Source organism: Uliginosibacterium sp. H1 (genome assembly GCF_036017065.1).
In the GTDB taxonomy this organism is placed as follows: domain Bacteria; phylum Pseudomonadota; class Gammaproteobacteria; order Burkholderiales; family Rhodocyclaceae; genus Uliginosibacterium.
Genome location: NZ_JAYXHR010000001.1, coordinates 414316 through 436399, shown reverse-complemented (window position 1 = coordinate 436399; position 22084 = coordinate 414316). Strand labels below are relative to the sequence as shown.

Here is a 22084-nt window from a genome sequence, read left to right as displayed (position 1 = left end):
CCAGCGTCCTGAGCCGTCTACGGCAAAAAGCATAATGTTGATTATGTAAACTTAAGGAATCATTATTGTGGTTGCTTTGGGAACGCCTCCGATTGGGAATACTCATGCCACTGCGACGCGAACGGACTTTCCTTCGACGGCAACGACCTTCACCCGGCTACCGCTCTTGATCTCCACATCGGAGACGCATTCCCACACGTCAGACCCGAGCACCGGACGCTGGAATCGCACCTGGCTTTTCTGGAACGGCCCGAGATCTCCGACAAGCAGGCCTGCCTCACCAATCACGGCGCCTGCAGTGCCGATAGCCAGATCGTCCGGCTTGCGACGGAAAACCTTCACCCACGCGATCACCAGCGCTGCGGACAGCAGCGCCCACACGAGCACCTGCGCGGCATTACCCAGCGGCAGGATGGCAACCAGCACGCCGGTAATCAGCGCCGCGATCCCTAGCCAGACCAGGAAGAACGCCGGGATCGCCAGCTCGGCAACGATCAGGACGAAACCTGCCGCAATCCAGTGCCACCACAGCACGGCAATGGCTCCGTCAGCCGTTGCTCGCTGCCGAACTGGGCAGCTCGACGACGTTGGAAGCACTGCTGGTTTCGCCGATCAGCACCAGGCGGCCTTCGACTGTCGCACCAGCATCCATCTGCAACTGGCGATAGCTGATGTTGCCGCTGACCCGGGCATTGGGTTGAAGCTCGAGGAAATGCTCAACTTCGACGTCACCGACGATCACACCGTTGATGACTGCGTCGTAGGCCGTGACGTTGCCATGGATGGCGCCTTGCTCGCTCAGCACCAGCAGGCTCTTGCTGCCTTCCTTGCACTGGACGCTGCCACGCACCTTGCCATCTACGCGCAGCCCATCCGAAAAGTGAACGTCGCCGACGACTTCCATGTTGTCCGCCACAAGGCTGGACAGTTTGGTGACTTCAATGGATTGCTTCTTCTTGCCGAACATTCCTGTTCCCTCTAAAGCGACCTAATTCTTCTGGCTGCGCATGAACGCCACTTCGTCCTGCAGGCGCTTGACCTGCTGCGACAGATCACGGATCTGCTTTTCCAGCGCAGTGCGCGTGGCGGCCTCATGACGGGCATCGAGTTCGGCACGTTCGACAGCCTGCTTCAGGTCCGTGTTTTCCTGATTGAGCTGGATCGACAGTTTGGCGAGATCGGAAGCCAGCGGCTCTGGCTGTTGACGCATGTAGGCATAGGCGCTGATCGAGGCAAACGCCAGTGCCACCCCGACCCACAGGCCGTAACGGCGTTGCGACAAACCCAGACGGCAATCCGCGTTGGCCAGCAGCCGGGTGGTCTTCCGTCTAGCCATTGCGCATTCCTTCGCCAAGGCTCAGGTAGTGGCGCGGGTCGACGAAACTGCCTTCGTGCAAAACCTCGAAATGCAGGTGCGGGCCAGTGGAACGCCCAGTCGAACCTACAAATGCCACGACCTGACCGGGCGTCACGACGTCACCGGCACGCACGTTCAACCGTGATGCATGGGCGTAACGGGTGACGAGGCCGGAACCGTGCTCGAGCTCGACCATGTTGCCCATGTCCGAACGGAAGCCTGCGAACACCACCCGCCCGCCCCCGGCCGCGCGAATCGGCGTGCCAGGTGCAGCGCTGAAGTCCAGGCCGCTGTGGAATGCGAGCGAGCCGGTGAACGGATCGCTGCGATTACCGAAGGGCGATCCGAGCTCCACTTCCGGGATCGGTGCCCGACTGGGAAACTTCATGTAGGCGACGCTGCGTGTCGCCGCCGCCTGCTGGATGAGCGAGAAAGCATCCATCAGGCAATCCATGTGGAGGGCCATGCGTTGCATGTCTGCGCTCAGCGTCGGCTGCCCGGCGGCCTGGTCATCACACAAACGCGGAGCCAGGGCCGGTCCGCCCGTGTTGGCGCCTTGATTGAGGGTCGCAGGGAGGACGGATACGGCAGCCCGGGAGCCTGCGGCCTTCTGGCCAAACAGTTCGAGTGCATCGATCTTGCGGCCCAGCACCGAGGCTTCCTGTTCCAGCCGGACCAGCTTGCCGGCCAGTTCGCCCATGCGCTCCACGGCATAGCGCCCTTCAGCCGTGTCACGGGCGTTCAACGAGGCAGCCTGCACCAGCGCGCTGTCAGAAAAGTACTTGCCCAGCGTCACGCCCGCCACGAACGCGACGGCCGCGGCCAGCACGGAACTGGCCAGGATCATGAGGGTGATACGACGCACGCTCCAAAGCCTTACACCGGCTTGGGCAATGGATCGACTCGACAGCAGTGCGAATGCCATCGCTCTCCTCCCTGGTTGGACGCGCTTGCAATTGCCTGCGCTGTGTCAGTAGCGGTAACCGTGACGGATTACCGAGAATCTGCCCGATGGTAGCACCTCTTGGATGCAAGACAACAAGCCCCCCGCGCCGCGCACTGACGGACGGGGGGCTAGATCAAAAGTGGTACGAAAACAGGTGTTGGAAGCAGGTCAGCGCTTGGCGTGAGCCGCCAGTTGCAGCCAGGTATTGACGACCGTGTCGGGGTTCAGCGAAATCGTCTGGATGCCTTCGTCCATCAACCATTCGGCGAAGTCTGCGTGGTCGGACGGCCCTTGCCCGCAGATCCCGACATACTTGTCCAGACGGTTGGCGGTACGGATCGCCAGCGACAGCAGCTGCTTCACCGCCGGGTCCCGCTCGTCGAACGCATGGGCGACCAGGCCCGAGTCCCGGTCCAACCCGAGGGTCAGCTGGGTCAGGTCATTGGAGCCGATGGAGAAGCCATCGAAATGCTCCAGGAACTGCTCGGCCAGGAGGGCGTTCGACGGGATCTCGCACATCATGATGAGCTTCAGGTCGTCCTGCCCGCGTTTCAGGTCATGTGCTTCGAGCAGGTCGACGACCTCCTTCGCTTCCTGCAGGTTGCGCACGAAGGGCACCATCAACTGCACGTTGCGCAGGCCCATGTCGTTGCGCACCCGGCGCATCGCGATGCACTCCAGTTCGAAGCAATCGCGGAAACTGTGAGCCACATAGCGCGATGCGCCACGGAAGCCCAGCATCGGGTTTTCTTCCTCGGGCTCGTAGATATCGCCGCCCAGCAGTTTGCGATATTCGTTGGACTTGAAGTCCGACAGTCGCACGATGACCGGCTGCGGCCAGAACGCGGCAGCGATTGTGGCCACGCCTTCCGCCAGACGCTCGATGAAGAACTGCCGCGGCGTTGCGTATCCCCGTGCCCGCCGGGAGATTTCCGCACGCAGACTCGACGGCACGCTATCGGCATCCAGCACGGCCTTGGGGTGAATGCCGATCATGTTGTTGATGACGAACTCCAGGCGCGCCAGGCCGACACCGCCATTGGGAATCTGCGCGAACTCGAACGCGAGCTCGGGATTACCCACGTTCATCATGATCTTGACCGGGATCTCGGGCAGATTGCCCATGTCGGTCGTGGTCACCTCGTACTCCAGGCGCCCCCTGTATACGTAACCGGTATCGCCCTCTGCGCAGGAGACGGTGACCGACTCGCCCTCGGTCAGCACGTCGGTGGCATCGCCACAGCCCACGATGGCGGGAATGCCCAGCTCACGGGCAATGATCGCGGCGTGACAGGTCCGGCCGCCCCGGTTGGTCACGATGGCGGATGCCCGCTTCATGACCGGCTCCCAGTTCGGGTCGGTCATGTCGGTGACCAGCACGTCACCTTCCTGCACGCGGTTCATCTCGGAAGCATCCTCGATGATGCGCACCGGACCCGCGCCGATTTTCTGGCCGATCGCGCGGCCCGACACCAGCACCCGGCCGTGGTGCTTGATACGGTACTTTTCCTGCACGCCCGGCGCCTGCCGCGATTTCACCGTCTCCGGCCGTGCCTGCAGGATGTAGAGCTTGCCGTCCTGGCCATCCTTGCCCCACTCGATATCCATCGGCCGTTGATAGTGGCGTTCGATGATCATCGCGTAGCGGGCCAGCTCCAGCACTTCTGCCTCGCTCAACGCGAAGCGGATGCGGTCGGCCTCCGGCACATCCACGGTGCGGGTCGACTTGCCGGCCTCCTTCTGCTCGGCGAACACCATCTTGATGAGTTTGGAGCCCAGGCTACGCCGGATCAGCGGACGGAAGCCCGCCTCCAGCATCGGCTTGTGCACATAGAACTCGTCAGGATTCACCGCGCCCTGCACCACCGTCTCGCCCAGCCCCCAGGACGCCGTGACGAACACCACCTTGTCGAAGCCCGACTCGGTGTCGATGGTGAACATCACCCCCGAGCTGCCGAGGTCGGACCGCACCATGCGCTGCACGCCCGCCGACAAGGCCACATCGGCATGCGCAAACCCCTTGTGCACGCGGTAAGCAATCGCGCGGTCGTTGTACAGCGAGGCAAACACCTCCTTCATGGCGTGAAGGATGTTTTCGTAGCCCTGGATGTTGAGGAAGGTTTCCTGCTGCCCGGCGAAGGAAGCATCGGGCAAGTCCTCGGCGGTCGCGGAGGAACGCACCGCGTAGCTCCCCTCCCCGCTCGCGCTCAGCTCGTCGTAAAACTTGCGGATGTCTGCTTCGAGCTGCGGCGGGAAAGGCGTCTGCACGATCCAGCCGCGGATTTCCTTGCCGACGCGTACCAGCTCCTCCACATCGTCGACGTTCAGCTTGTCCAGTGCGGCCTGGATCCGGTTCGACAGGCCCTCGTGTGCGAGAAAATCCCGGTAGGCGTCAGCCGTTGTCGCGAAGCCTCCCGGAACCCGGACGCCCGCGTCGGCAAGCTGGCTGATCATCTCGCCCAGCGAGGCGTTCTTGCCGCCTACCGCCTCGACGTCGGTCATCCGCAAAGCGGTGAAGGGAATTACGTAAGCAGACATTCGGCGAGCCCTCTCAAGATTGTCAAATACCACCTGGTGGCGCATTCTAGAGACCGCAATTGCTGCACTGCATAAGAGCATACCCGATCGGGAATCTCCACAACCGCAAGCACTTTGTGCAAAAGGGAATAGTGCTTATGTCGCAAAGCGGAAATCAATCGAAGCGCCGCACGGCCTTCTTCATCTCGGACGGCACGGGCATCACCGCAGAAGCACTCGGCCATAGTCTGCTGGCGCAGTTTCCGGAATGTGATTTCAAGCAGGTGCGGGTGCCGTTCGTGGACTCGGTCGATCGCGCGCTGGATTGCGTGCAGAAAATCCGCGACGCCGCCCGCCGGGACGGCTGTCGTCCCATCGTGTTCAGCACCCTCGTGCAGCCGGACATCGTCGGGGCGCTGCGATCGGCCGACGACCAGGCAACCTTTCTCGACCTCTTCGAGAAATTCATCGGCCCGCTCGAGAACGAACTGGGCATGAAGTCCACGCACACGGTGGGCCGCTCGCACGGCATTGCAGACAGCCAGAACTACAAGGCGCGCATCGAAGCCATCAACTTCACGCTGGCACACGACGACGGCATCACGGAAGACAATCTCGAGGAAGCCGAGGTCATCCTCGTCGGCGTTTCCCGCTCGGGCAAGACGCCGACGAGCCTGTACCTGGCCATGCAGTTCGGTGTGAAGGCTGCCAACTATCCCCTGATCCCGGAAGACTTCGAGCGCAACCGATTGCCGGGAGAGATCCACCGCTATCGCGGCAAATTGTTCGGCCTCGTCATCACTCCGGAACGCCTCTCGCAAATCCGCCAGGAGCGCCGGCCGAACAGCAAGTACGCGAGCATCGACAACTGCCGGGCCGAACTGGAATCGGCGATGAAGCTGATGAAGCGCGAGGGCATTCCGTTCCTGGACTCCACGTCACGCTCGATCGAGGAGTTGTCCGCCAAAATCCTGCAGGAAGTGCGGATCAGCAAGACCGGCTTCTGAGCGCCTGAACCGAGAAAGCGCACCCACAGAAACAACAAAGGCCCGCATTGCGGGCCTTTGTTGTTGAGCGGAGAAAGTCGTCAGGCGTAGCAGCGCAGGCGCAGGGAGAAGTCGCGCAAGGGTGCCAGCCCGCTCGCTTCCGCGTTCGCACACCAATCCTGCAATTGCTTCACCAGTTGCTCGCGGGTCGCCGTGGATCGTGCCCACACGGCAGCCAGTTCACCGCGCATCTGGTGCAGGCGCGCCAGGCCGGGACTCATGTCGAGCGCTTCCTGCAGCTTGGCGCGCTCGCCCTGCCCGAGGTCGGACTCGTCCATGTGCAGCCAGCCACGCAGTTTCTTGATGTCGAAACGATCACCATGCGCAGTGCGCAGGCGAACCAGTTCTTCGGCGTAACTGCGCTTGAGCGAACGCATGTAGCGCGTCATCACGTCGTAGCGATGGGTGATCACCGCTTGCAGCATATCCAGGTCGACCACCGGACGGGCGTCCCCGAACTTCGGCATCGGGATGGTCTTCTTCACCGTCGCCAGACCGAGCATCTCCATGATGCGGATGTACATCCAGCCGATGTCGAACTCGTACCACTTGGCGGACAGCTTGGCCGAGGTGGCGAAGGAGTGGTGGTTGTTATGCAGTTCCTCGCCACCGATCAGGATGCCCCAGGGCACGATGTTGGTGGATGCGTCGTTGTTCTGGAAATTGCGATAGCCCCAGAAGTGACCAACCCCGTTGATGACGCCAGCAGCCCAGAACGGGATCCACAGCATCTGCACCACCCAGATCAGCAGCCCTGCCGTCACGCCGAACAATGCGAGGTCGATGGCCAGCATCACGGCGATGCCCCACTTGTTGAAGGGCGTGTACACGTGCCGTTCGATCCAGTCGTCCGGTGTGCCGTGGCCGTAGCGCTCCATGGTTTCCTTGTTGAAGGATTCCTTGACGTACAGGAAGACGCCACCCCACAGCACGCGATGGATGCCGAGCACTTGCGGGCTGTGTGGATCCTCGGTGGTTTCGCACTTTGCATGGTGCTTGCGATGGATCGACGCCCACTCCTTGGTGATCATGCCAGTGGTCAGCCACAGCCACAGGCGGAAGAAGTGGCTTGGGAGCGGATGGAGATCCAGCGAACGATGAGCCTGATGGCGATGCAGGAAAATCGTGACGGAAGCGATGGTGATATGGGTCAGGCCGAGGGCGACCAGAACGTATCCCCACCAGGGCAGATCGATGAAACCGGCAAACATTGAAGCGACTTCCTTTCAGGCAGGCATGCGCAGCGGATTCTACGCGAACACCCATCCAGGCGATATCGGGTTGCGGACGGGAAACTTCAATGCAGGCAAAGATTTACGACCGGCGGCTTGACAGCATTCTGCGAAAGCGGTTAGCGTCAGTCTATGAGCTTCGAAATCGCGGTTCGTTCCCTCGCCGCCGCCCTCCTCTCGCTAAGCCTCCTGCTGACCGTGCGTGCCCTGCGCCCGGGCCTGCTGCTGCGCCGCAAGCGCAGCTAATCCCAAACCCCCTCGTTCCGTTTTCCTGAACCTTGCCCAGCAAGGCGCGACGCTTTAGGCGTTGGAGTTTTCACATGCACGCTTCGACATACAGACTGTTTCTACGACTGCGCCGCGGGTGCCGGGCCGTGAATACGTGGCCGCCCGCCGCCCTGTCTCAGGCCACCCGTTGAAGCAATCGACCTGAATACGCCGGAGCACAAGCATGTTGAAGAATCCCAGCACCAAGTACCACGCCTTCCCGCCCATCGACATTCCCGATCGACAGTGGCCCTCGCGCACCATCACCCGTCCGCCGGTGTGGATGAGCACGGACCTGCGCGATGGCAACCAGGCCCTGTTCGAGCCGATGGACATTCCGCGCAAGGCGCGGATGTTCGAGACGATCACGAAGATCGGCATCAAGGAAGTCGAAGTCGCGTTTCCGTCTGCCTCGCAGACCGACTTCGATTTCGTGCGCAAGCTCATCGAAGAGAAGCTGATCCCGGCCGACGTCACCGTCGAGGTACTCACCCAGGCGCGCGAGCACCTCATCCGCCGTACCTTTGAAAGCCTGCAGGGCGCCCGCCGCGCCATCGTGCACGTCTACAACGCGACCGCCCCGGTCTTCCGCAAGACCGTGTTCGGCGTCGATCGCGCTGGCTGCATCCAGATCGCCGTGGATTCCGCGAAGCTCATCCGCCAGCTCGCGGAAGATCACCCGGAGACCGAATGGGTGTTCCAGTACAGCCCGGAGGTCTTCAGCTCGACCGAACTCGATTTCGCACTGGACATCGTGGAACACGTCACCGAAGTGTGGGCCCCCACCAAGGATCGCCCGATGATCCTCAACCTGCCGGCCACCGTTGAATCGGCCACGCCGAATGTCTTCGCCGACCAGGTCGAGTGGATGTGCCGCCATCTGTCGCGTCGCGACGCGACCATCGTGTCGGTGCACCCGCACAACGACCGCGGCACCGCGGTGGCCGCTGCCGAGCTGGGCGTGATGGCCGGCGCGGATCGCGTCGAAGGCTGCCTGTTCGGCAATGGCGAGCGCACCGGCAACGTCGACCTCGTGACGCTCGCGCTCAACCTGTACACGCAGGGTGTGGACCCTGGCCTCGATTTCTCGCGCATCAACGACGTTGCGCGCGTGGTCGAGGAATGCACGCAGTTGCCCATCCACCCGCGTCACCCCTACGTCGGGGACCTGGTATTCACGGCCTTCTCCGGCTCCCACCAGGATGCGATCAAGAAAGGCTTCGCCGTCCAGGATCCCGACGGCGTGTGGGCGGTCCCGTATCTGCCCATCGATCCGAGCGACCTCGGCCGTACGTATGACTCGGTGATCCGGGTGAACAGCCAGTCCGGCAAGGGCGGCATCGCCTGGCTGCTGGAAACGGTGTATGGCCTCACCCTGCCGCGCCGCATGCAGGTGGAGTTTTCCGGCGAAGTGCAACGCGAGATGGACGCCACTGGCGCCGAGATGGAGGCGGCGGACCTGTGGAAGCTCTTCGAGCAGACCTACCTCAAGGCCGACCTGCCGATCACCCTGCTCTCCCACCACCTGGATGAATCGCGCGAGCGTCATGTCATCGAGCTGGATGTCATGCAGGACGGTTCGCCCAGGCGTCTTCGCGGTGAAGGCAATGGCCCGCTGGACGCAGCGCTGGCCGCGCTCGGCATCCAGGGCGTCAGCATCCACAGTTTCGAGGAGCACTCGCTGGGCCGCGGTGCGGACGCACGCGCGATCGCCTTCGTGGAGCTGTCCGGCGAACATTTCGCCAGCACGGTCTACGGTGCTGGCGCATCCACCAGCATCGTCGAAGCCTCGTTGCGCGCACTGATCTCGGCGTGCAACCGCGCGACGGTGCGGGCGGCAGCTGCGAAGCAGGCCTTGGTGAAATAACCAGCAAGCAGTGCCACACGGAAAGAGAAACGCCGGGAATTCCCCGGCGTTTCTCTTTCTTTCTGTGCAACCTCGTTGTCCTGGTGCTCAGGCCGTCGGTTTGATCGCCACCAGGTTGATCAGCGTTTCTTCACGCCTAGCCGGCGGCTGGATGCGGAACACCCTTTCGAGAATCCCCAGGTCTTCCCTGCTCCACCACAGGAAGGGATAGGACACGCGCTCGTCCGGCACGTCGAAGCCCGCCTGACGCACCATCGCCAGATATTCCTCCGCGGTCTTCTGCACCTCCATCGGATGACGGAACAGCAGGCGGATCATCCAGGAATGGATGTAGCGCTTCGTCGACTCGGCGAACAACAGCATGCCACCGGGTTTCAGCACGCGGAAGAACTCGCGGATCGCGGCGTCCTGATCGATCAGGTGGTGGAAAGTCTGGTGGCAGAACAACACGTCGACCGAGTCGTCCGGCAGCAGGATGCGCGAGCTGGAGCAACGCACGAACTCTGCGTCGACGCCGGCCGCCGCGACTTCGCGACCCGCGGCCTCGATCATCTCCGGGTCGATGTCCATGCCGATCAGTCGCTTCGGCGCAAAACGCTCGTGCAGCTTGGCCAGCGAACGGCCGTAGCCACAACCGACGTCGGCAACCACACCATAGCTCGGTTTGCGGTCGGGGATCAGGCGTTCCAGATCCTTGAACGCACGTTCCAGCACATGCACCGTCCATGTGGGCGTGCGCAGGAACCACTTGCCAAAGGCTGTTTCGGGAACGTGCGGATCGTTGAAGGCGGCCGCATCCGCCGGGCTGATCGGGGTGTTCATGCCGCGAGGATAGCAAGCCCCGGCATGCGCTGAGGAGCGCTCAGACGATATAGCCCTGTAACCGTGCTTCGATGATGCGCGGATTGTCGCCATGGCCGATGCCGACCAGGCCATCGACCAGCATCTCGCGCTGTGCAACCAGGCTGCCGATCACCGACTGCAGCTTCTTGGCCATCGGCAGGAAGACCAGGTTGGCGGCCCCCACGCCATAGATGGTCGCCACGAACGCGACAGCGATGCCAGCTCCCAGCTTGCTGGGGTCGGAAAGATTCTCCATCACGTGGATGAGGCCCATCACGGCGCCGATGATGCCGATGGTCGGAGAGTAGCCACCCGCCGCTTCCCAGATCTTCGCGGCGGATTTCATTTCCTTTTCCCACGCGCCGATCTCGACTTCCATCACGTCACGCAGACGCTCCGGCTCCACGCCGTCGACCAGCAGTTGCAGGCCTTTCTGCAGGAACGGATCGTTCATCCGGGGAATCTTGTTTTCCAGCGCCAGCAAGCCTTCCTTGCGGGCGGTGGCACTCCAGCTGACGATGTCCGCAATGAGGGTGGCCAGCGGTTGTGCCGGCGGCTTGAAGACCCAGCTCGACATGCGCACGCCGGTACGGAAGGTCTTCCACGGGCTTTGCAGCATGACGGCGCCGGTCGTGCCACCAATGACGATCAGGAATGCCGTCGGCTGGATCAGCGAGCCAAGGTGGCCGCCCTCCAGCAGCATGCCGACCAGGATGGCCAGCACGCCCAGCAACAGACCCGCTATCGAAATGAAATCCACCCGTGCGCTCTCCCCTCGCGGAACGGGCCGTCAGTTCGCGGTGGCCGCCTTGCGGCCACGCTTGTTGCCGTCATTCGGACGGGCATTGGAGATACGCGAGCGCAGGCGCGCAATTGCCTGGCTATGCAACTGGCAGACGCGGGACTCGGAGACGCCGAGCACTTCGCCGATCTCGCGCAGGTTGAGGTCTTCCTCGTAGTACAGGCCCATCACCATCTTCTCCCGCTCCGGCAGGTCTTCGATGGCATTGACCAGTGCGGTGCGCATATCATGGTCTTCCAGCAGGGACAGCGGATCGGCCGCTTCGCCGACGATATGCCGTTCGAGGAAATCGTCCTCTTCCTCATCGCTGAAGTCTTCGAAGTAGACCAGCTGGTAGCCGCGGGCCTCCTGCAGCATCTTCTGGTAATCCGGCAGGTTCATGCCCAGGCTCTCCGCCAGTTCCCGCTCGGTAGGCTGGCGGCCGTGCAGTTGCTCCAGGCTGTGCACCGCGGTTTCGATGCGTCGCATCTCGCGACGCAGGCTGCGCGGCAGCCAGTCGTTCTCGCGCAGGCCGTCGAGCATGGCGCCGCGGATACGCTGCACTGCGTAGGTTTCGAACTGCGCGCCCAGGCCTTCCTCATAGCGGCCGATGGCGTCCAGCAGACCCATCATGCCGTTCTGGATGATGTCCTCGACCTGCACGCTGGCGGGCAGCTTGGCCATCAGATGGTAGGCAATGCGCTTCACCAGTGGCGCATACCGCGTCACCAACTGGTCTTTGTCGAGCGTTCCGGCCGCGTTGTACATGGCGCTCTCTCTCATTTATCAGGTCGACCCGTGCCACAAAGCTTGTGAGTGCCATTGTGGGTCGCCCCTGCATTGCTTGCTGTGCGGAAAAACACCCGGCAAAGCCGTCTTATCGGCTGTTTGCCATCATCCGTCCGCGGTTTGACGCCAAGGCCTGCGGCGTCATCGTCTGTCTCTGCAGACGTTGCGTGAACCCTTCTTGTTCCCCGGAACCCGGCGGCAGTTGCATGGCACCGGCCAGACTGGTCACCGTCTGCACGTCAATGCCTAGCAGGCGCCATGCCACCGAGCGCAGGTTGGCGGTCAGTGCCTGGGTCTCCGGCGTCGGCGCTGCAGAGAGAGCCAGCCCGACGGACAGGCTATCGGCGCAGGCCACACATCTCTTTAGCGCAGCATAAGCTTCGGTATAGGCCCGTGCATTCGGGTCAACCACAAGCAATAGCCGGGGCGCGGCGGCAATCAGTGGCGATACGCCGAGAACATCGTGCGGACGCGCGTGGATCAGCCATTCATCGCAGTCATGCTGAAACTCGGCGAGCAGCGCCTGCGTGCGCTGGCGCAGCACGCGGTCCGCCAGATGCTGCGACAACCGTGCCACCGACAGCACGCTCAGTCCGGGATGGATTGCCACCCGGCAAGATTCGCCGGCAACGTGCCCTTCTGCCGCCTGCAGCAGGTCGAAGCGTGTCGATGCCCCGAGTGCCTCGCACAGGTTGCCGGCAGCCGGGGATTCGTCCAGCACCAGCGTGCGCACGCCTTCGGCGGACCTTGCATGCAGCTGTCGTGCAAGCCATGCAGTTGCCCCGTGGCCACAGGCCAGCGCCCCCAGCACCTCGGGCGGACGATGGTTGAACAGCCTGCGCAGGCCAGCGGCCTGGTCCTCGCTCGCAATCCTCATGCAGCCCCCCGTTGCTGCCGGTCACCCTGACGACGGTTGCGGCTGGCCATCAACATCGCGGCTGCGGCGTCGTCGAGCTTGTAGGGCGAATCGGCCGGGATCTCGCGCAGCGCGCGATGGATCAGGTAGGTGCGGTTGGGCAGGTGCAGATCTTCCGGCACGCGCTGTCCGTTGGCGACGTAGAAGACATCCAGCTCGTGGCGGGCGGCGACGTCGATCACGGGTGCCAGCGACACCGCCTCGTCCACCTTGCTGAGGATGCAGCCGGCCAGGTCCGGCCCTTCGTAGGCGCGCAGGACATCGTCCAGCGTCTCGCCACTGGCCGCAGCGTTCAGCAGCAACAGGCGGCGCACGCAACCGGCGGAGCGCAGCATCGCCGCCTGGTCGTCGACCATCTTGTCCCGCTGACCGACGCCGATGGTGTCGATCAGCACGATGTGCTTGTCGCGCAGGGATTGCAGCGTCTGGCGCAGGTCGGCCGCGTCACGCACGACATGCACCTGCACGCCGAGGATGCGACCGTAGATGCGCAGTTGTTCATGCGCGCCGATCCGGTAGCCGTCGGTGGTGATCAGCGCCAGCTTGTCCGCGCCGTGGCGCATCACGCAGCGCGCGGCCAGCTTGGCGGTGGTGGTGGTCTTGCCCACGCCGGTGGGGCCGACCAGGGCGTACACGCCGCCGCGGTCGATGATGTCGGCATCGTTGGACACGGCGCGCAGGCTGCGGTTGAGCGCCTGGCGGACCGCCTTGCGGGCCTCCGTCACCGGCACTTCGCCGGACAGCTGCTCGGTGATCTGGCGGGTGAGCTCCGGCGAGAAGCCGGCTTCCAGCAGTTCGCCCATCATCTGGGTGCGGGCCGGTGCGGTACGCGAGATCTCGCTCCACGCAAAGCCTGCGAGCTGACGCTCCAGCAGGCCTTTGATGGAGGACAGCTCGTCCATCAGCTGGGCGTTGGTGGCCTCCAGTGCCACGACCCGGGCCTGTTCGCGGGCTTGTTGCACCGGGTTCGGTGCTGACGTCGCAGGCGCCTCGGCGTGCGGCGGGATGGTGCGCAGGCCGGGAATCTGATGCTGTGCCCGCACGCGACGGAAATCCGGCTGCTCTTCTTCACGCTGGCGGGCCGCCTGCAGGCCACGCACCAGCGGGGAGTCACTCACGGCCTCGCCGGCACTGGCGGCGAGACCGCTGCGGAAAGTCTCGCGCTCGGCGTCATTGACCTTCTGCTCACGCGCCAGGCGGGCGATGTGCTGACCGAGCGTCACGGTGAAGTCGTCGCCGGACTCCACGGCAGGTGCCGGTGCCGGTGGCGGCGCGCGGCGTACCTGGGCAGCGGCCTGCGCGGCAGCCTGGGCCGCTGCGGCAGCAGCGTCGGCCTGGTGGCGAGCCTGCTTGACGGTGGCATTGAGCTCGCCCATCGCGTTGGCCGGCATGGCAACGATCTCCACGCCATCGTCCACAGCGCGGTTGGACAGCACGACGGCATCGGCCCCCAGCTCGGCCTTCACGCGGACCAGGGCTTCGCGGGCGGTTTTCGCGACGTAGCGCTTCACATTCACCATGTTTGCTTCTCCTTGACGCTACCCATCAACCACCGATGACTGCCGTGACGCGGATCATCCGCGACTCCGGCACTTCGGCGTGGGCAATCACTTTCATGCTGGGCACGGCACGGCGCAGGAAGCGCGCGAGCAGCCAGCGAAGATTGTTCGGTACCAACAGCACGGCCGGCAGGCCCAGGTCTTCCTGCTTCTGGGCCGCGGCAGCGGCCTCGCGCAGCAGCGTGTCGGCGAGACCCGGCTCGATGGCACCGCCTTCCGGGCCACCGCTCTGCATGGCGTGCTGCAGCACGCGCTCCAGGCCGGGGTCCAGCGCAATGACCTGCATGTCCGCACCACCCGGGAAGAGCTGCTGGACGATGGCACGACCCAGTGCCACGCGGACGCGGGCTGCGAGTTCGAGCGGCTCCTGCGTACGCGGCGCATGCTCGGCCAGGGCTTCGACGATGCTGCGCATGTCGCGGATGTTGATGCCCTCTTCCAGCAGGTGCTGCAGGGTGCGCTGGAGGATGTGCAACGGCAGCGTCTTGGGCACCAGGTCCTCGACGAGCTTCGGCGATTCCTTGGCGATGTGGTCCAGCAGTGCCTGCGCTTCCTGGCGACCCAGCAGGTCGGCGGCGTGCGACAGGATCACGTGGTTCAGGTGGGTGGCCACCACCGTACTGGCGTCCACCACGGTGTAGCCCAGCGCGTGCGCCTGTTCGCGCATGCCGGCATCCACCCACACGGCGGGCAGGCCGAAGGCCGGGTCCTTGGTCGGCGTGCCCGGCAGCTGGCCGACGACGCGGCCCGGGTTGATCGCCATGAACTGGCCGGGGTAGGCCTCGCCGGAACCGATTTCCACGCCCTTCAGCGTGATGCGATAGGCATTCGGCTTCAGCTCCAGGTTGTCGCGGATATGCACCGGCGAAGCCAGGAAGCCGATTTCCTGCGCGAACTTCTTGCGCAGGCCGCGGATGCGGCGCAGCAGCTCGCCGTCCTGGCCCTTGTCCACCATCGGGATCAGGCGGTAGCCGACTTCCAGACCCAGCACGTCCACCGGCGTCACGTCCGACCAGCTGGCTTCCTGCGACTCCACCGGGGCCGCGGCGGCGGCGGGCTTCAATACCGGCTCTTCTTCGCGAGCCAGCGCCTGTTTCTTGTTCATGTGCCAGGCCAGGTAGGCCAGGCCGCCGGCAAGCAGCAGGAACACCAGGTTCGGCATGCCGGGAATGAGGCCGAGCAGACCGAGGATGCCCGCCGTCAGCACCAGCACGATGGGGTTGGTGAACAACTGGTTCACCACCTGGCCACCGATGTCGGTTTCGTCCTCTCCGACGCGTGACACCACCAGGCCGGCCGCCACCGAGATGATCAGCGCCGGCAGCTGCGCCACCAGGCCGTCACCGATGGTCAGCAGCGTGTAGTTCTCCAGCGCTTCGCCCATCGGCATGTTGTGCTGGACCACGCCGACGATCAGGCCGCCGATGATGTTGATGACGAGGATGAGGATGCCGGCCACCGCATCGCCGCGCACGAACTTCGAGGCGCCGTCCATGGCGCCGTAGAAATCGGATTCCTGCGCGATCTCCGCGCGGCGGCGCTTGGCTTCCTTCTCGTCGATCAGGCCGGCGTTCAGGTCGGCGTCGATGGCCATCTGCTTGCCGGGCATGGCGTCCAGGGTGAAGCGCGCGCCCACTTCGGCGATCCGGCCGGCACCCTTGGTGATCACGACGAAGTTGATGATCGTAAGGATGACGAACACCACGATGCCGACCGCCGTATTGCCACCGACGAGGAAGTGGCCGAAGGCCTCGATCACCTTGCCGGCCGCGTCCGGGCCGGTGTGGCCTTCCAGCAGCACGATGCGGGTGGAGGCCACGTTCAGCGACAGGCGCAGCAGCGTGGTGACCAGCAGCACCGTCGGGAACACCGAGAAGTCCAGCGGCTTGCGGGTGTACATGCCCACCAGCAGCACCATCATCGACAGTGCCAGGTTGAAGGTGAAGAACACGTCCAGCACGAAAGCCGGCAGCGGCAGCACCATCATCGACAGCACGAGCAGCAGCAGGATCGGCGCTGCCAGCTGACGGATGTTCGAGGGCGACAGCAGCTGGCGCAGATCGATAGCCTGGGTGTTGCCCTGGGTAGCCAAGTCCGTGTGCTCCTATCAGGCCGGCTGGGCGGCGGACGATGCGCTGCCGGGGTCCATGCCCACCGGTATCGCAATGTCGTGCGGTTCGTCCGGCGGCAAGCCTCCGGCGGACAGGAAGTGGTTGAGCTGGTACACGTAGGCCATCACTTCGGCCACGGCGGTGTACAGCGCGGCGGGCACCTGCTGCCCTACTTCGGCGTGACGGAACAGCGCACGCGCCAGCGGCGGCGCTTCAAGCAGCGGCACACCGTGCTTGCGGGCCAGTTCGCGGATGTTGTGCGCGACCAGGTCCGCGCCCTTGGCCACGATGGTCGGCGCGCCCATGCGTGCAGAGTCGTACTTCAGCGCGACGGCAAAGTGGGTCGGGTTGGTGACCACCACATCGGCCTTCGGCACCGATTCCATCATGCGGCGACGCGCCATCTCGCGCTGGCGGGCGCGGATCTGCGCCTTGATCTGCGGGTCGCCGTCCTGCTCCTTCATTTCCTGCTTGAGCTCCTGCTTGCTCATCTTCAGCTGGCTGTAATAGCGCCAGAGCTGGAAGGGCACATCCACCAGCGCCAGGACGGCCAGGCAGGACGCCAGCGAGAGCGTGGCCCACAGCAGGATGCGCCCGGTCTCGGCCGAGGCCGTTTCCAGCGACATGGTCGACAGGCCCAGCAACTCGTAGCGGTAGTGCCACAACACCCAGGCACCGACGCCACCGACGAGGACGGATTTCAGCAAGCCCTTCACCAGTTCGGCGAGGCCATGCAGGGAGAAGACGCGCTTGATGCCGGACAGCGGGTTGACGCGGTTGAGATCCGGCGTCACTGCCTTGCTGGAGAACAACAGGCCACCGAGCATGACCGGCGCGGCGATGGCGGCGATGACGAGCACCGCGAACAGCGGTGCCAGCGACAACAGGGCCTCGCTGCTGATACTGGACAGCATGTCCAGCATGCCGCGTTCAGCGAAGATGGTTTCGCGCTCGACCGACAGGCCGCTGCGCAGGACGCCGTTCAGATGATCCAGCATCCAGCGCCAGGACACCCACAAGCCGAGCACCCCGCCCATCATCACCAGGAAGGTGGCGAGTTCGCGGGACTGGGGGACATTGCCTTCTTCGCGCGCCTGTTGAAGGCGTCGCTCCGATGCTGGTTCTGTCTTGTCCTCGTCGTTCTCTTCGGCCATTCGCCACTCCGTGAGTACACAGTTCAGCCTGCGTACCGATGGAGCGGATTATTTGCCGGGGCGGCAAATCATGCCGGCAAGATAAGGCGCGAAAAGTCCCGCCTTATCGTGGCGCTGATGGCAGGCCAACGGCGGGCCAAGGGCGAACCGAGGACGGACTACGGGTAACTACGGAGTGGGTTTGCCAGCCGGCCGGGGGTCAGGCGTGCAGGCGGTGAGCGGCGGCATCCAGGTCGGCTGCCAGCGGTGCGATGCAGATCGCATCGAGCACTTCCTCGATCTGCCGGCGGGCCAGATCGCCAGCCACACCGTCGCAAAAAGCGATGAAACGGGCTTCCTCGCGCGCGATCTCGCCGGCACGCGCCGACTCGAACAGGGCGTTCAAGGCAATCAGCTGGGCAGCAAATGCACCACCCTGCATGGCATGACCCGTCATCTTGTTGTGCTCCGCACTGTGATTGCTATGGTCATCGAGCCTCCTCCAGGCTCCCCTAAAGCTTTAGCCCGCTTCTTTCCCTGGCGCAAGTCCAAGAAAAGAGCCGCCCCGCGAGGGGCGGCTTTCAAGGAGAGAGTCGATGCGTGGAGAAAACTCCACGAATGTGTTCACGACGCCCCCGGCGCGAACTTTAGGAGCTCATGCGCCTGCTGGCAGGCCTTGTCATTCTGCTCATCCAATCAATGACTTGGCGCATGTTCCCATGCATCTTCAGGGCGCCGCATGACGTAGGTCGGTTAAACTGCCGGCCCCTGATGCGCCTGGCCGACAGGCCTTTTCGATCCGCATGACCACCCCCGCTTCATCCCGCCTGCGTCGCAAGGCGCTGCTGAGCCTGCTGCTCGCCGTGGCCTGCCTGCTTGCCTGCCTGCCATTGTTCATGAGGGTCGAATCGCTGTGGACGCGCACGGTCGACCTGGAAGGAGCGCTGTTCCTGGCGGCCAGCTCGGCACTCGGGCTTGCACTCGCGGCGCTGCCGGTGCTCGCCGCCATCGGCTTGTTGCTGGCAGCGTTCTGGGCGTCCGAAAGCTGTTTCGTCGAGGGGAGCCAGCCACGTGGAGCGCAATGGGCGCTGGTCCTGCCAGCGCTGCTGCTCAGCTATGCGCCCGCCATCGGCGCGTTGCGCCCTGCATGGCAGGCGGTCACGCAGGGCTTCATCGCCTTGCGCAAGCCGGATCGCATCTATGCACTGGACAGTGACCCCTTCGGGTTCTTCATGGGCGTGTCCTACTGGCTGGTCGGCGCGGTGACGCTGGCGGTACTGGCCACGCTGTTCTGGCGCGCCCGCTTCCGCCGCAAGCCTGCACAGGAAACCCCGGCGCAGACATGAGCGCACCGCGCACGAAGGACCTGGTTCGCGCCGTCGCCGGCCACGGCTGGCCGGTGCTGGTGGCGCAGCTCGCCACCATGAGCACCACCGTGGTGGATACCGTGGTGGCCGGCCGCAGCGGCACGCTGGATCTCGCCGCAGTAGGCATCGGAGCCGGCATCTACGTTTCCGTCATGCTGGCCTTCGCCGGCATCGTGCAGGGCCTCACCCCGATCGCCGCGCAGCACTTCGGCGCAAGACGCTTCGACCAGCTCGCCAGCAGCTTCCAGCAGGCGCTGTGGCTCGCCTTGCTGCTCGCAGGCGTCGGCATGGCGCTGCTGTGGTGGCCGGACTGGATACTGCGCCTGAGCAGCATGAGCGCAGAAGTGGAGTTGCGCACGCGCGCCTACCTGGACGTCCTCGCGTTCGCCCTGCCCGGCACCCTCGTGTATCGCGCATGTGGCGGCATGCTCAATGCCATCGGCCGTCCGCGCATGCTGATGTTCTTCGGCCTCGCCAATGCCAGTGTGCACATCCTGCTGGCACCGGCGCTGGCCTTCGGCTGGCTGGGCCATGCGCCACGGGGGGCTCAGGGCTGCGCCGCATCGGCGGCCTTCATCATCAGCGTGCTGGCGGTGTGCTCGCTCGTCTACCTGCATCGCTCCACCCACTCGCGACAACTGGCGCTGCTGCGTCACTGGCAGGCGCCGCAACTGCGCAGGATGGGCGAGCTGCTGCGCGTCGGCCTGCCGATCGGCATGTCGGCCTTTGTCGAAATGACGAGCTTCGCGCTGATCGCCCTGCTGGTCGCACCGCTGGGTGCCGAGGCCGCTGGCGCGCACCGCGTGGTCGGCAGTTTCGCGGGCATCTGCTACATGCTGCCGCTGTCGGTTTCGATCGCAACGCTGGCCCTGGTCGGCCAGGCTGCCGGCGCGCAGGACTGGGCGCGGGTGCGCAAGACCGCGCGTGCCGGCATCCTCATCGGGGTGGTGGCTTCCAGCCTGCTCGGACTGGCACTGTGGTTATCCGGCGAAGCGCTGGTGCGCGCCTATACGCCCGATCCGCAAGTGCAGTCACTGGCGATCGCGCTGGTGTGGTTGATCGCTTTCTACCAGCTCTTCGATGCCGTGCAGACCGTTGCCGCCCAGGCGCTGCGTGGCCTGAAGATCACCGCCGTGCCCATGCTGGTGCACGTCTTCTGCTTCTGGGTCATCGGGCTGGCCGGCGGCTGGTGGCTGTGCTTCCACGGCCTTGCCGCAGTGGGCGTCACGCCGCTGGGCCTGGGCGGTTTCTGGTGGGCCGCCACGCTTTCCACCATCGTCGCCAGCGTCGCCTTCTTCGGGTTGCTGCGCCATCACCTGCGTCGGCTGGGACACGAAGCGACCTGATCTGCCGCCGCGGCTGCGGTCGCGGTCGCGGAACGACCAACGTGAAGGACACCGGGAAAAACAAAGGGCCAAGGCATATTGCCCGTGGCCCTTCATGCTTTTCGCGTCCCGGCGCGTCCTGAGCTCAACCCGCCAGCCAGCCCTCGCGCAGCCGTCGCGTCGCCGCTGGCACCTTGTCCTCCAGGCGCAATTCGCAGGACTCGACGCGCGGCGCCATGAGCTTCAGGTTGAAGCTCATCAGCTCATCGCGGCGGAATGCCGTCAGCGCCACGTCGTCGCCAGCCTGGTAACGCGTCAGCAGTACGTCGAGGTTATTGCCGGTAACGCGCAGGCCGTCCAGCGCAACCAGTTCGTCGCCGGCGGACAGGCCTGCAAGCTGGGCGGCACCGCCATCCAGCACATGGGTGAGTTTGAGTCCGCCGCCTTCTGCGCGCGTCTTCACGCCGAGGCCGGATGACAGCAAACCGGTACGTCGCGCCAGCGACACGCCGAAGGGCTTCAGCAAAGCGTCGAGCGGGACATCGAGGCTGCTGTCCACCCACAACGCGAGCTGGCGACGCACGTCGACACCGGTCGCAGCTTCGATGATCGCGGGCATCTCGTCCTCCCCGACACCGCGGCCAGCGAGTGCATAGTCGTTCCACAGGTGGCGCATCACGTCATCCAGCGAGCGGCGGCCACGCGTCTCGCTGCGGATCGTCAGGTCCAGGCCGGCGGCGATCAGCGAGCCCTTGGTGTAGTAGCTGACGATGGCATTCGGCGAGTTCTCGTCCTGACGGTAGTACTTGATCCAGGTGTCGAAAGAGCTCTCGGCGACGGTCTGTTTCTTGCGCCCGGCGCCGCGCTCCACCATGGCGATGGTCTTGGCCAGCAGGGTCAGGTAATCGGTGGGGGCAATGACGCCGCTGCGCACCAGCGCGATGTCGTCGTAGTACGAGGTGAAGCCCTCGAACACCCACAGCAGGCGGGTGTAGTTCTCTTCATCCAGGCGATACGGCCGGAAGGCCGCGGGCTGGATGCGCTTCACGTTCCAGGAGTGGAAGTACTCGTGGCTGCACAGCCCCAGGAAGCCGCGGTAAGCGTCGCCCATCGCCGTGTCCTTGGCCGGCAGGTCGTTGCGCGAGCACAGCAGTGCAGTGCTGTCGCGGTGCTCCAGCCCACCGTAGCCATCGCCGACCGCCATGGTCATGAACAGGTAGCGCGGGAACGGCGCCTCGCCGCCGAAGAAATCGATCTGCCACTGGCAGATGCGCGACAGATCGTCGGCCAGGCGCTTCGCGTCAAAGCGCACACGGCCGGTCACGGCCATCTCGTGCGGCACGCCGCCCGCCTTGAAACTCACGCTCTGGTACGTACCCATCTCGACCGGATGGTCGACCAGCGTGTCGTAATCCGGCGCCCGGTAAAGACCGAACTCCCCGCGTCTTGCCGCCCCCCTGGCGCCGCGCGCGGTCGGCAAGGTGGTCGCCACTTTCCAGGCGGCAAAGCCGGCACCACGCGGACGGCGCAGATCGACGAAATGCGGCAGATCCTCCTGCCCTTCCACCTGCAGGAACATCTGGGTGCCGTTGAAGAAGGCATGCGTCTGGTCGAGGTGCGCGCAACGCACCGACAGGTCCCAGGCATACACCGTGTACTCGACGCGCAGCGCCTCACCGGCCTTCGGCCTCGCGGTCAGCCAGCGCTGTTTGTCCTGCTTGCGCAAGGACAGGCTACGGCCCCCCTGCGTCGCGCTGATCTCGACGATGTTCTTGGCGAACTCCCGCACCATGTAGCTGCCGGGAATCCACACCGGCAGGCTCAGTGCGAGCGGCTCGGCGGTCTGCGGCACGACGTTCAGCGTGACGCGGAACAGGTGGGCCGGTGCGGAGAGGATCTCGACGGCGTAATGGACAGCAGCGCTTTGACGGGGCATGGAGACTCGGGCCGCAGGCGAGCGGCCTTGGGTGGGGTTGTCGGCTTGAGCCCCGAGTTTAGCGCGCATCGGAAAAACGCGTTTCCGTGCGC

19 protein-coding genes are annotated in these 22084 nt (G+C 64.6%); 4 read left to right on the top strand and 15 right to left on the bottom strand.

The window, feature by feature from the left end; all coding sequences use genetic code 11:
- Positions 1-102: 102 nt before the first annotated feature.
- The 5 genes from VVD47_RS02000 to ppsA form a co-directional block, all read right to left on the bottom strand.
- Positions 103-534 carry an NfeD family protein gene (locus tag VVD47_RS02000; RefSeq protein WP_327601722.1) on the bottom strand — a complete coding sequence of 144 codons (432 nt, stop codon included), beginning with the start codon at positions 532-534 and terminating at the stop codon, positions 103-105.
- Positions 535-547: 13 nt separating this feature from the next.
- Entirely contained in the window at positions 548-967 is a 420-nt protein-coding gene (locus tag VVD47_RS01995; RefSeq protein ID WP_327601721.1) for a bactofilin family protein, read from the bottom strand.
- A 21-nt stretch (positions 968-988) separates the two neighbouring features.
- Positions 989-1336 (bottom strand): hypothetical protein, encoded by a 348-nt coding sequence (locus VVD47_RS01990; RefSeq protein ID WP_327601720.1) that lies wholly within the window; start codon positions 1334-1336, stop codon positions 989-991.
- Positions 1329-2282 (bottom strand): M23 family metallopeptidase, encoded by a 954-nt coding sequence (locus tag VVD47_RS01985; RefSeq protein WP_327601719.1) that lies wholly within the window; start codon positions 2280-2282, stop codon positions 1329-1331. The genes VVD47_RS01990 and VVD47_RS01985 overlap by 8 nt, the downstream gene beginning before the upstream one ends.
- Before the next feature lie 189 nt (positions 2283-2471).
- Positions 2472-4841 (bottom strand): phosphoenolpyruvate synthase, encoded by a 2370-nt coding sequence (gene ppsA / locus VVD47_RS01980; protein WP_327601718.1) that lies wholly within the window; start codon positions 4839-4841, stop codon positions 2472-2474.
- A gap of 137 nt (positions 4842-4978) precedes the next feature.
- Between ppsA and ppsR the strand changes: the two genes are divergently transcribed.
- Positions 4979-5827 (top strand): posphoenolpyruvate synthetase regulatory kinase/phosphorylase PpsR, encoded by an 849-nt coding sequence (ppsR, locus tag VVD47_RS01975; protein WP_327603170.1) that lies wholly within the window; start codon positions 4979-4981, stop codon positions 5825-5827.
- An 80-nt stretch (positions 5828-5907) separates the two neighbouring features.
- Here the strand turns inward: ppsR and VVD47_RS01970 are convergent, their stop codons facing one another.
- Positions 5908-7077: a DesA family fatty acid desaturase gene (locus tag VVD47_RS01970; RefSeq protein ID WP_327601717.1), complete on the bottom strand. Its 1170-nt coding sequence runs from the start codon at positions 7075-7077 to the stop codon at positions 5908-5910.
- A 472-nt stretch (positions 7078-7549) separates the two neighbouring features.
- Here VVD47_RS01970 and leuA point away from each other — a divergent pair, with 472 nt between their 5' ends.
- Positions 7550-9232, top strand: a complete 1683-nt coding sequence (gene leuA / locus VVD47_RS01965) for a 2-isopropylmalate synthase (RefSeq protein WP_327601716.1) — start codon at positions 7550-7552, stop codon at positions 9230-9232.
- 87 nt (positions 9233-9319) lie between these two features.
- On the opposite strand, the gene VVD47_RS01960 is transcribed toward leuA, so the two are convergent.
- The 8 genes from VVD47_RS01960 to VVD47_RS01925 form a co-directional block, all read right to left on the bottom strand.
- A complete protein-coding gene (locus VVD47_RS01960) occupies positions 9320-10054 on the bottom strand; it encodes a class I SAM-dependent methyltransferase (RefSeq protein WP_327601715.1) in 735 nt (244 codons plus the stop codon).
- 40 nt (positions 10055-10094) lie between these two features.
- Positions 10095-10835 (bottom strand): flagellar motor protein, encoded by a 741-nt coding sequence (locus VVD47_RS01955; RefSeq protein ID WP_327601714.1) that lies wholly within the window; start codon positions 10833-10835, stop codon positions 10095-10097.
- A gap of 30 nt (positions 10836-10865) precedes the next feature.
- Positions 10866-11624: an RNA polymerase sigma factor FliA gene (locus tag VVD47_RS01950; RefSeq protein ID WP_327603169.1), complete on the bottom strand. Its 759-nt coding sequence runs from the start codon at positions 11622-11624 to the stop codon at positions 10866-10868.
- A 109-nt stretch (positions 11625-11733) separates the two neighbouring features.
- Positions 11734-12522 carry a MinD/ParA family ATP-binding protein gene (locus VVD47_RS01945; RefSeq protein ID WP_327601713.1) on the bottom strand — a complete coding sequence of 263 codons (789 nt, stop codon included), beginning with the start codon at positions 12520-12522 and terminating at the stop codon, positions 11734-11736.
- Entirely contained in the window at positions 12519-14081 is a 1563-nt protein-coding gene (gene flhF / locus VVD47_RS01940) for a flagellar biosynthesis protein FlhF (protein WP_327601712.1), read from the bottom strand. The genes VVD47_RS01945 and flhF overlap by 4 nt, the downstream gene beginning before the upstream one ends.
- 25 nt (positions 14082-14106) lie before the next feature.
- Complete coding sequence (flhA, locus tag VVD47_RS01935; RefSeq protein WP_327601711.1) at positions 14107-16212, bottom strand: flagellar biosynthesis protein FlhA; 2106 nt, start codon at positions 16210-16212, stop codon at positions 14107-14109.
- A 15-nt stretch (positions 16213-16227) separates the two neighbouring features.
- The gene (gene flhB / locus VVD47_RS01930; RefSeq protein ID WP_327601710.1) at positions 16228-17385 is read right to left on the bottom strand and encodes a flagellar biosynthesis protein FlhB; all 1158 of its coding nucleotides are present in this window, start codon (positions 17383-17385) and stop codon (positions 16228-16230) included.
- Positions 17386-17584: 199 nt separating this feature from the next.
- The gene (locus VVD47_RS01925) at positions 17585-17821 is read right to left on the bottom strand and encodes a hypothetical protein (protein ID WP_327601709.1); all 237 of its coding nucleotides are present in this window, start codon (positions 17819-17821) and stop codon (positions 17585-17587) included.
- A gap of 346 nt (positions 17822-18167) precedes the next feature.
- Between VVD47_RS01925 and VVD47_RS01920 the strand changes: the two genes are divergently transcribed.
- Positions 18168-18710 carry a hypothetical protein gene (locus VVD47_RS01920; protein ID WP_327601708.1) on the top strand — a complete coding sequence of 181 codons (543 nt, stop codon included), beginning with the start codon at positions 18168-18170 and terminating at the stop codon, positions 18708-18710.
- Positions 18707-20077, top strand: coding sequence for an MATE family efflux transporter (locus VVD47_RS01915; protein WP_327601707.1), 1371 nt, complete (start codon positions 18707-18709; stop codon positions 20075-20077). Before VVD47_RS01920 ends, VVD47_RS01915 begins: the two co-directional genes overlap by 4 nt.
- A 124-nt stretch (positions 20078-20201) precedes the next feature.
- Here VVD47_RS01915 and VVD47_RS01910 read toward each other — a convergent pair whose 3' ends face one another.
- Entirely contained in the window at positions 20202-21992 is a 1791-nt protein-coding gene (locus tag VVD47_RS01910) for a M61 family metallopeptidase (RefSeq protein ID WP_327601706.1), read from the bottom strand.
- Positions 21993-22084: the final 92 nt, after the last annotated feature.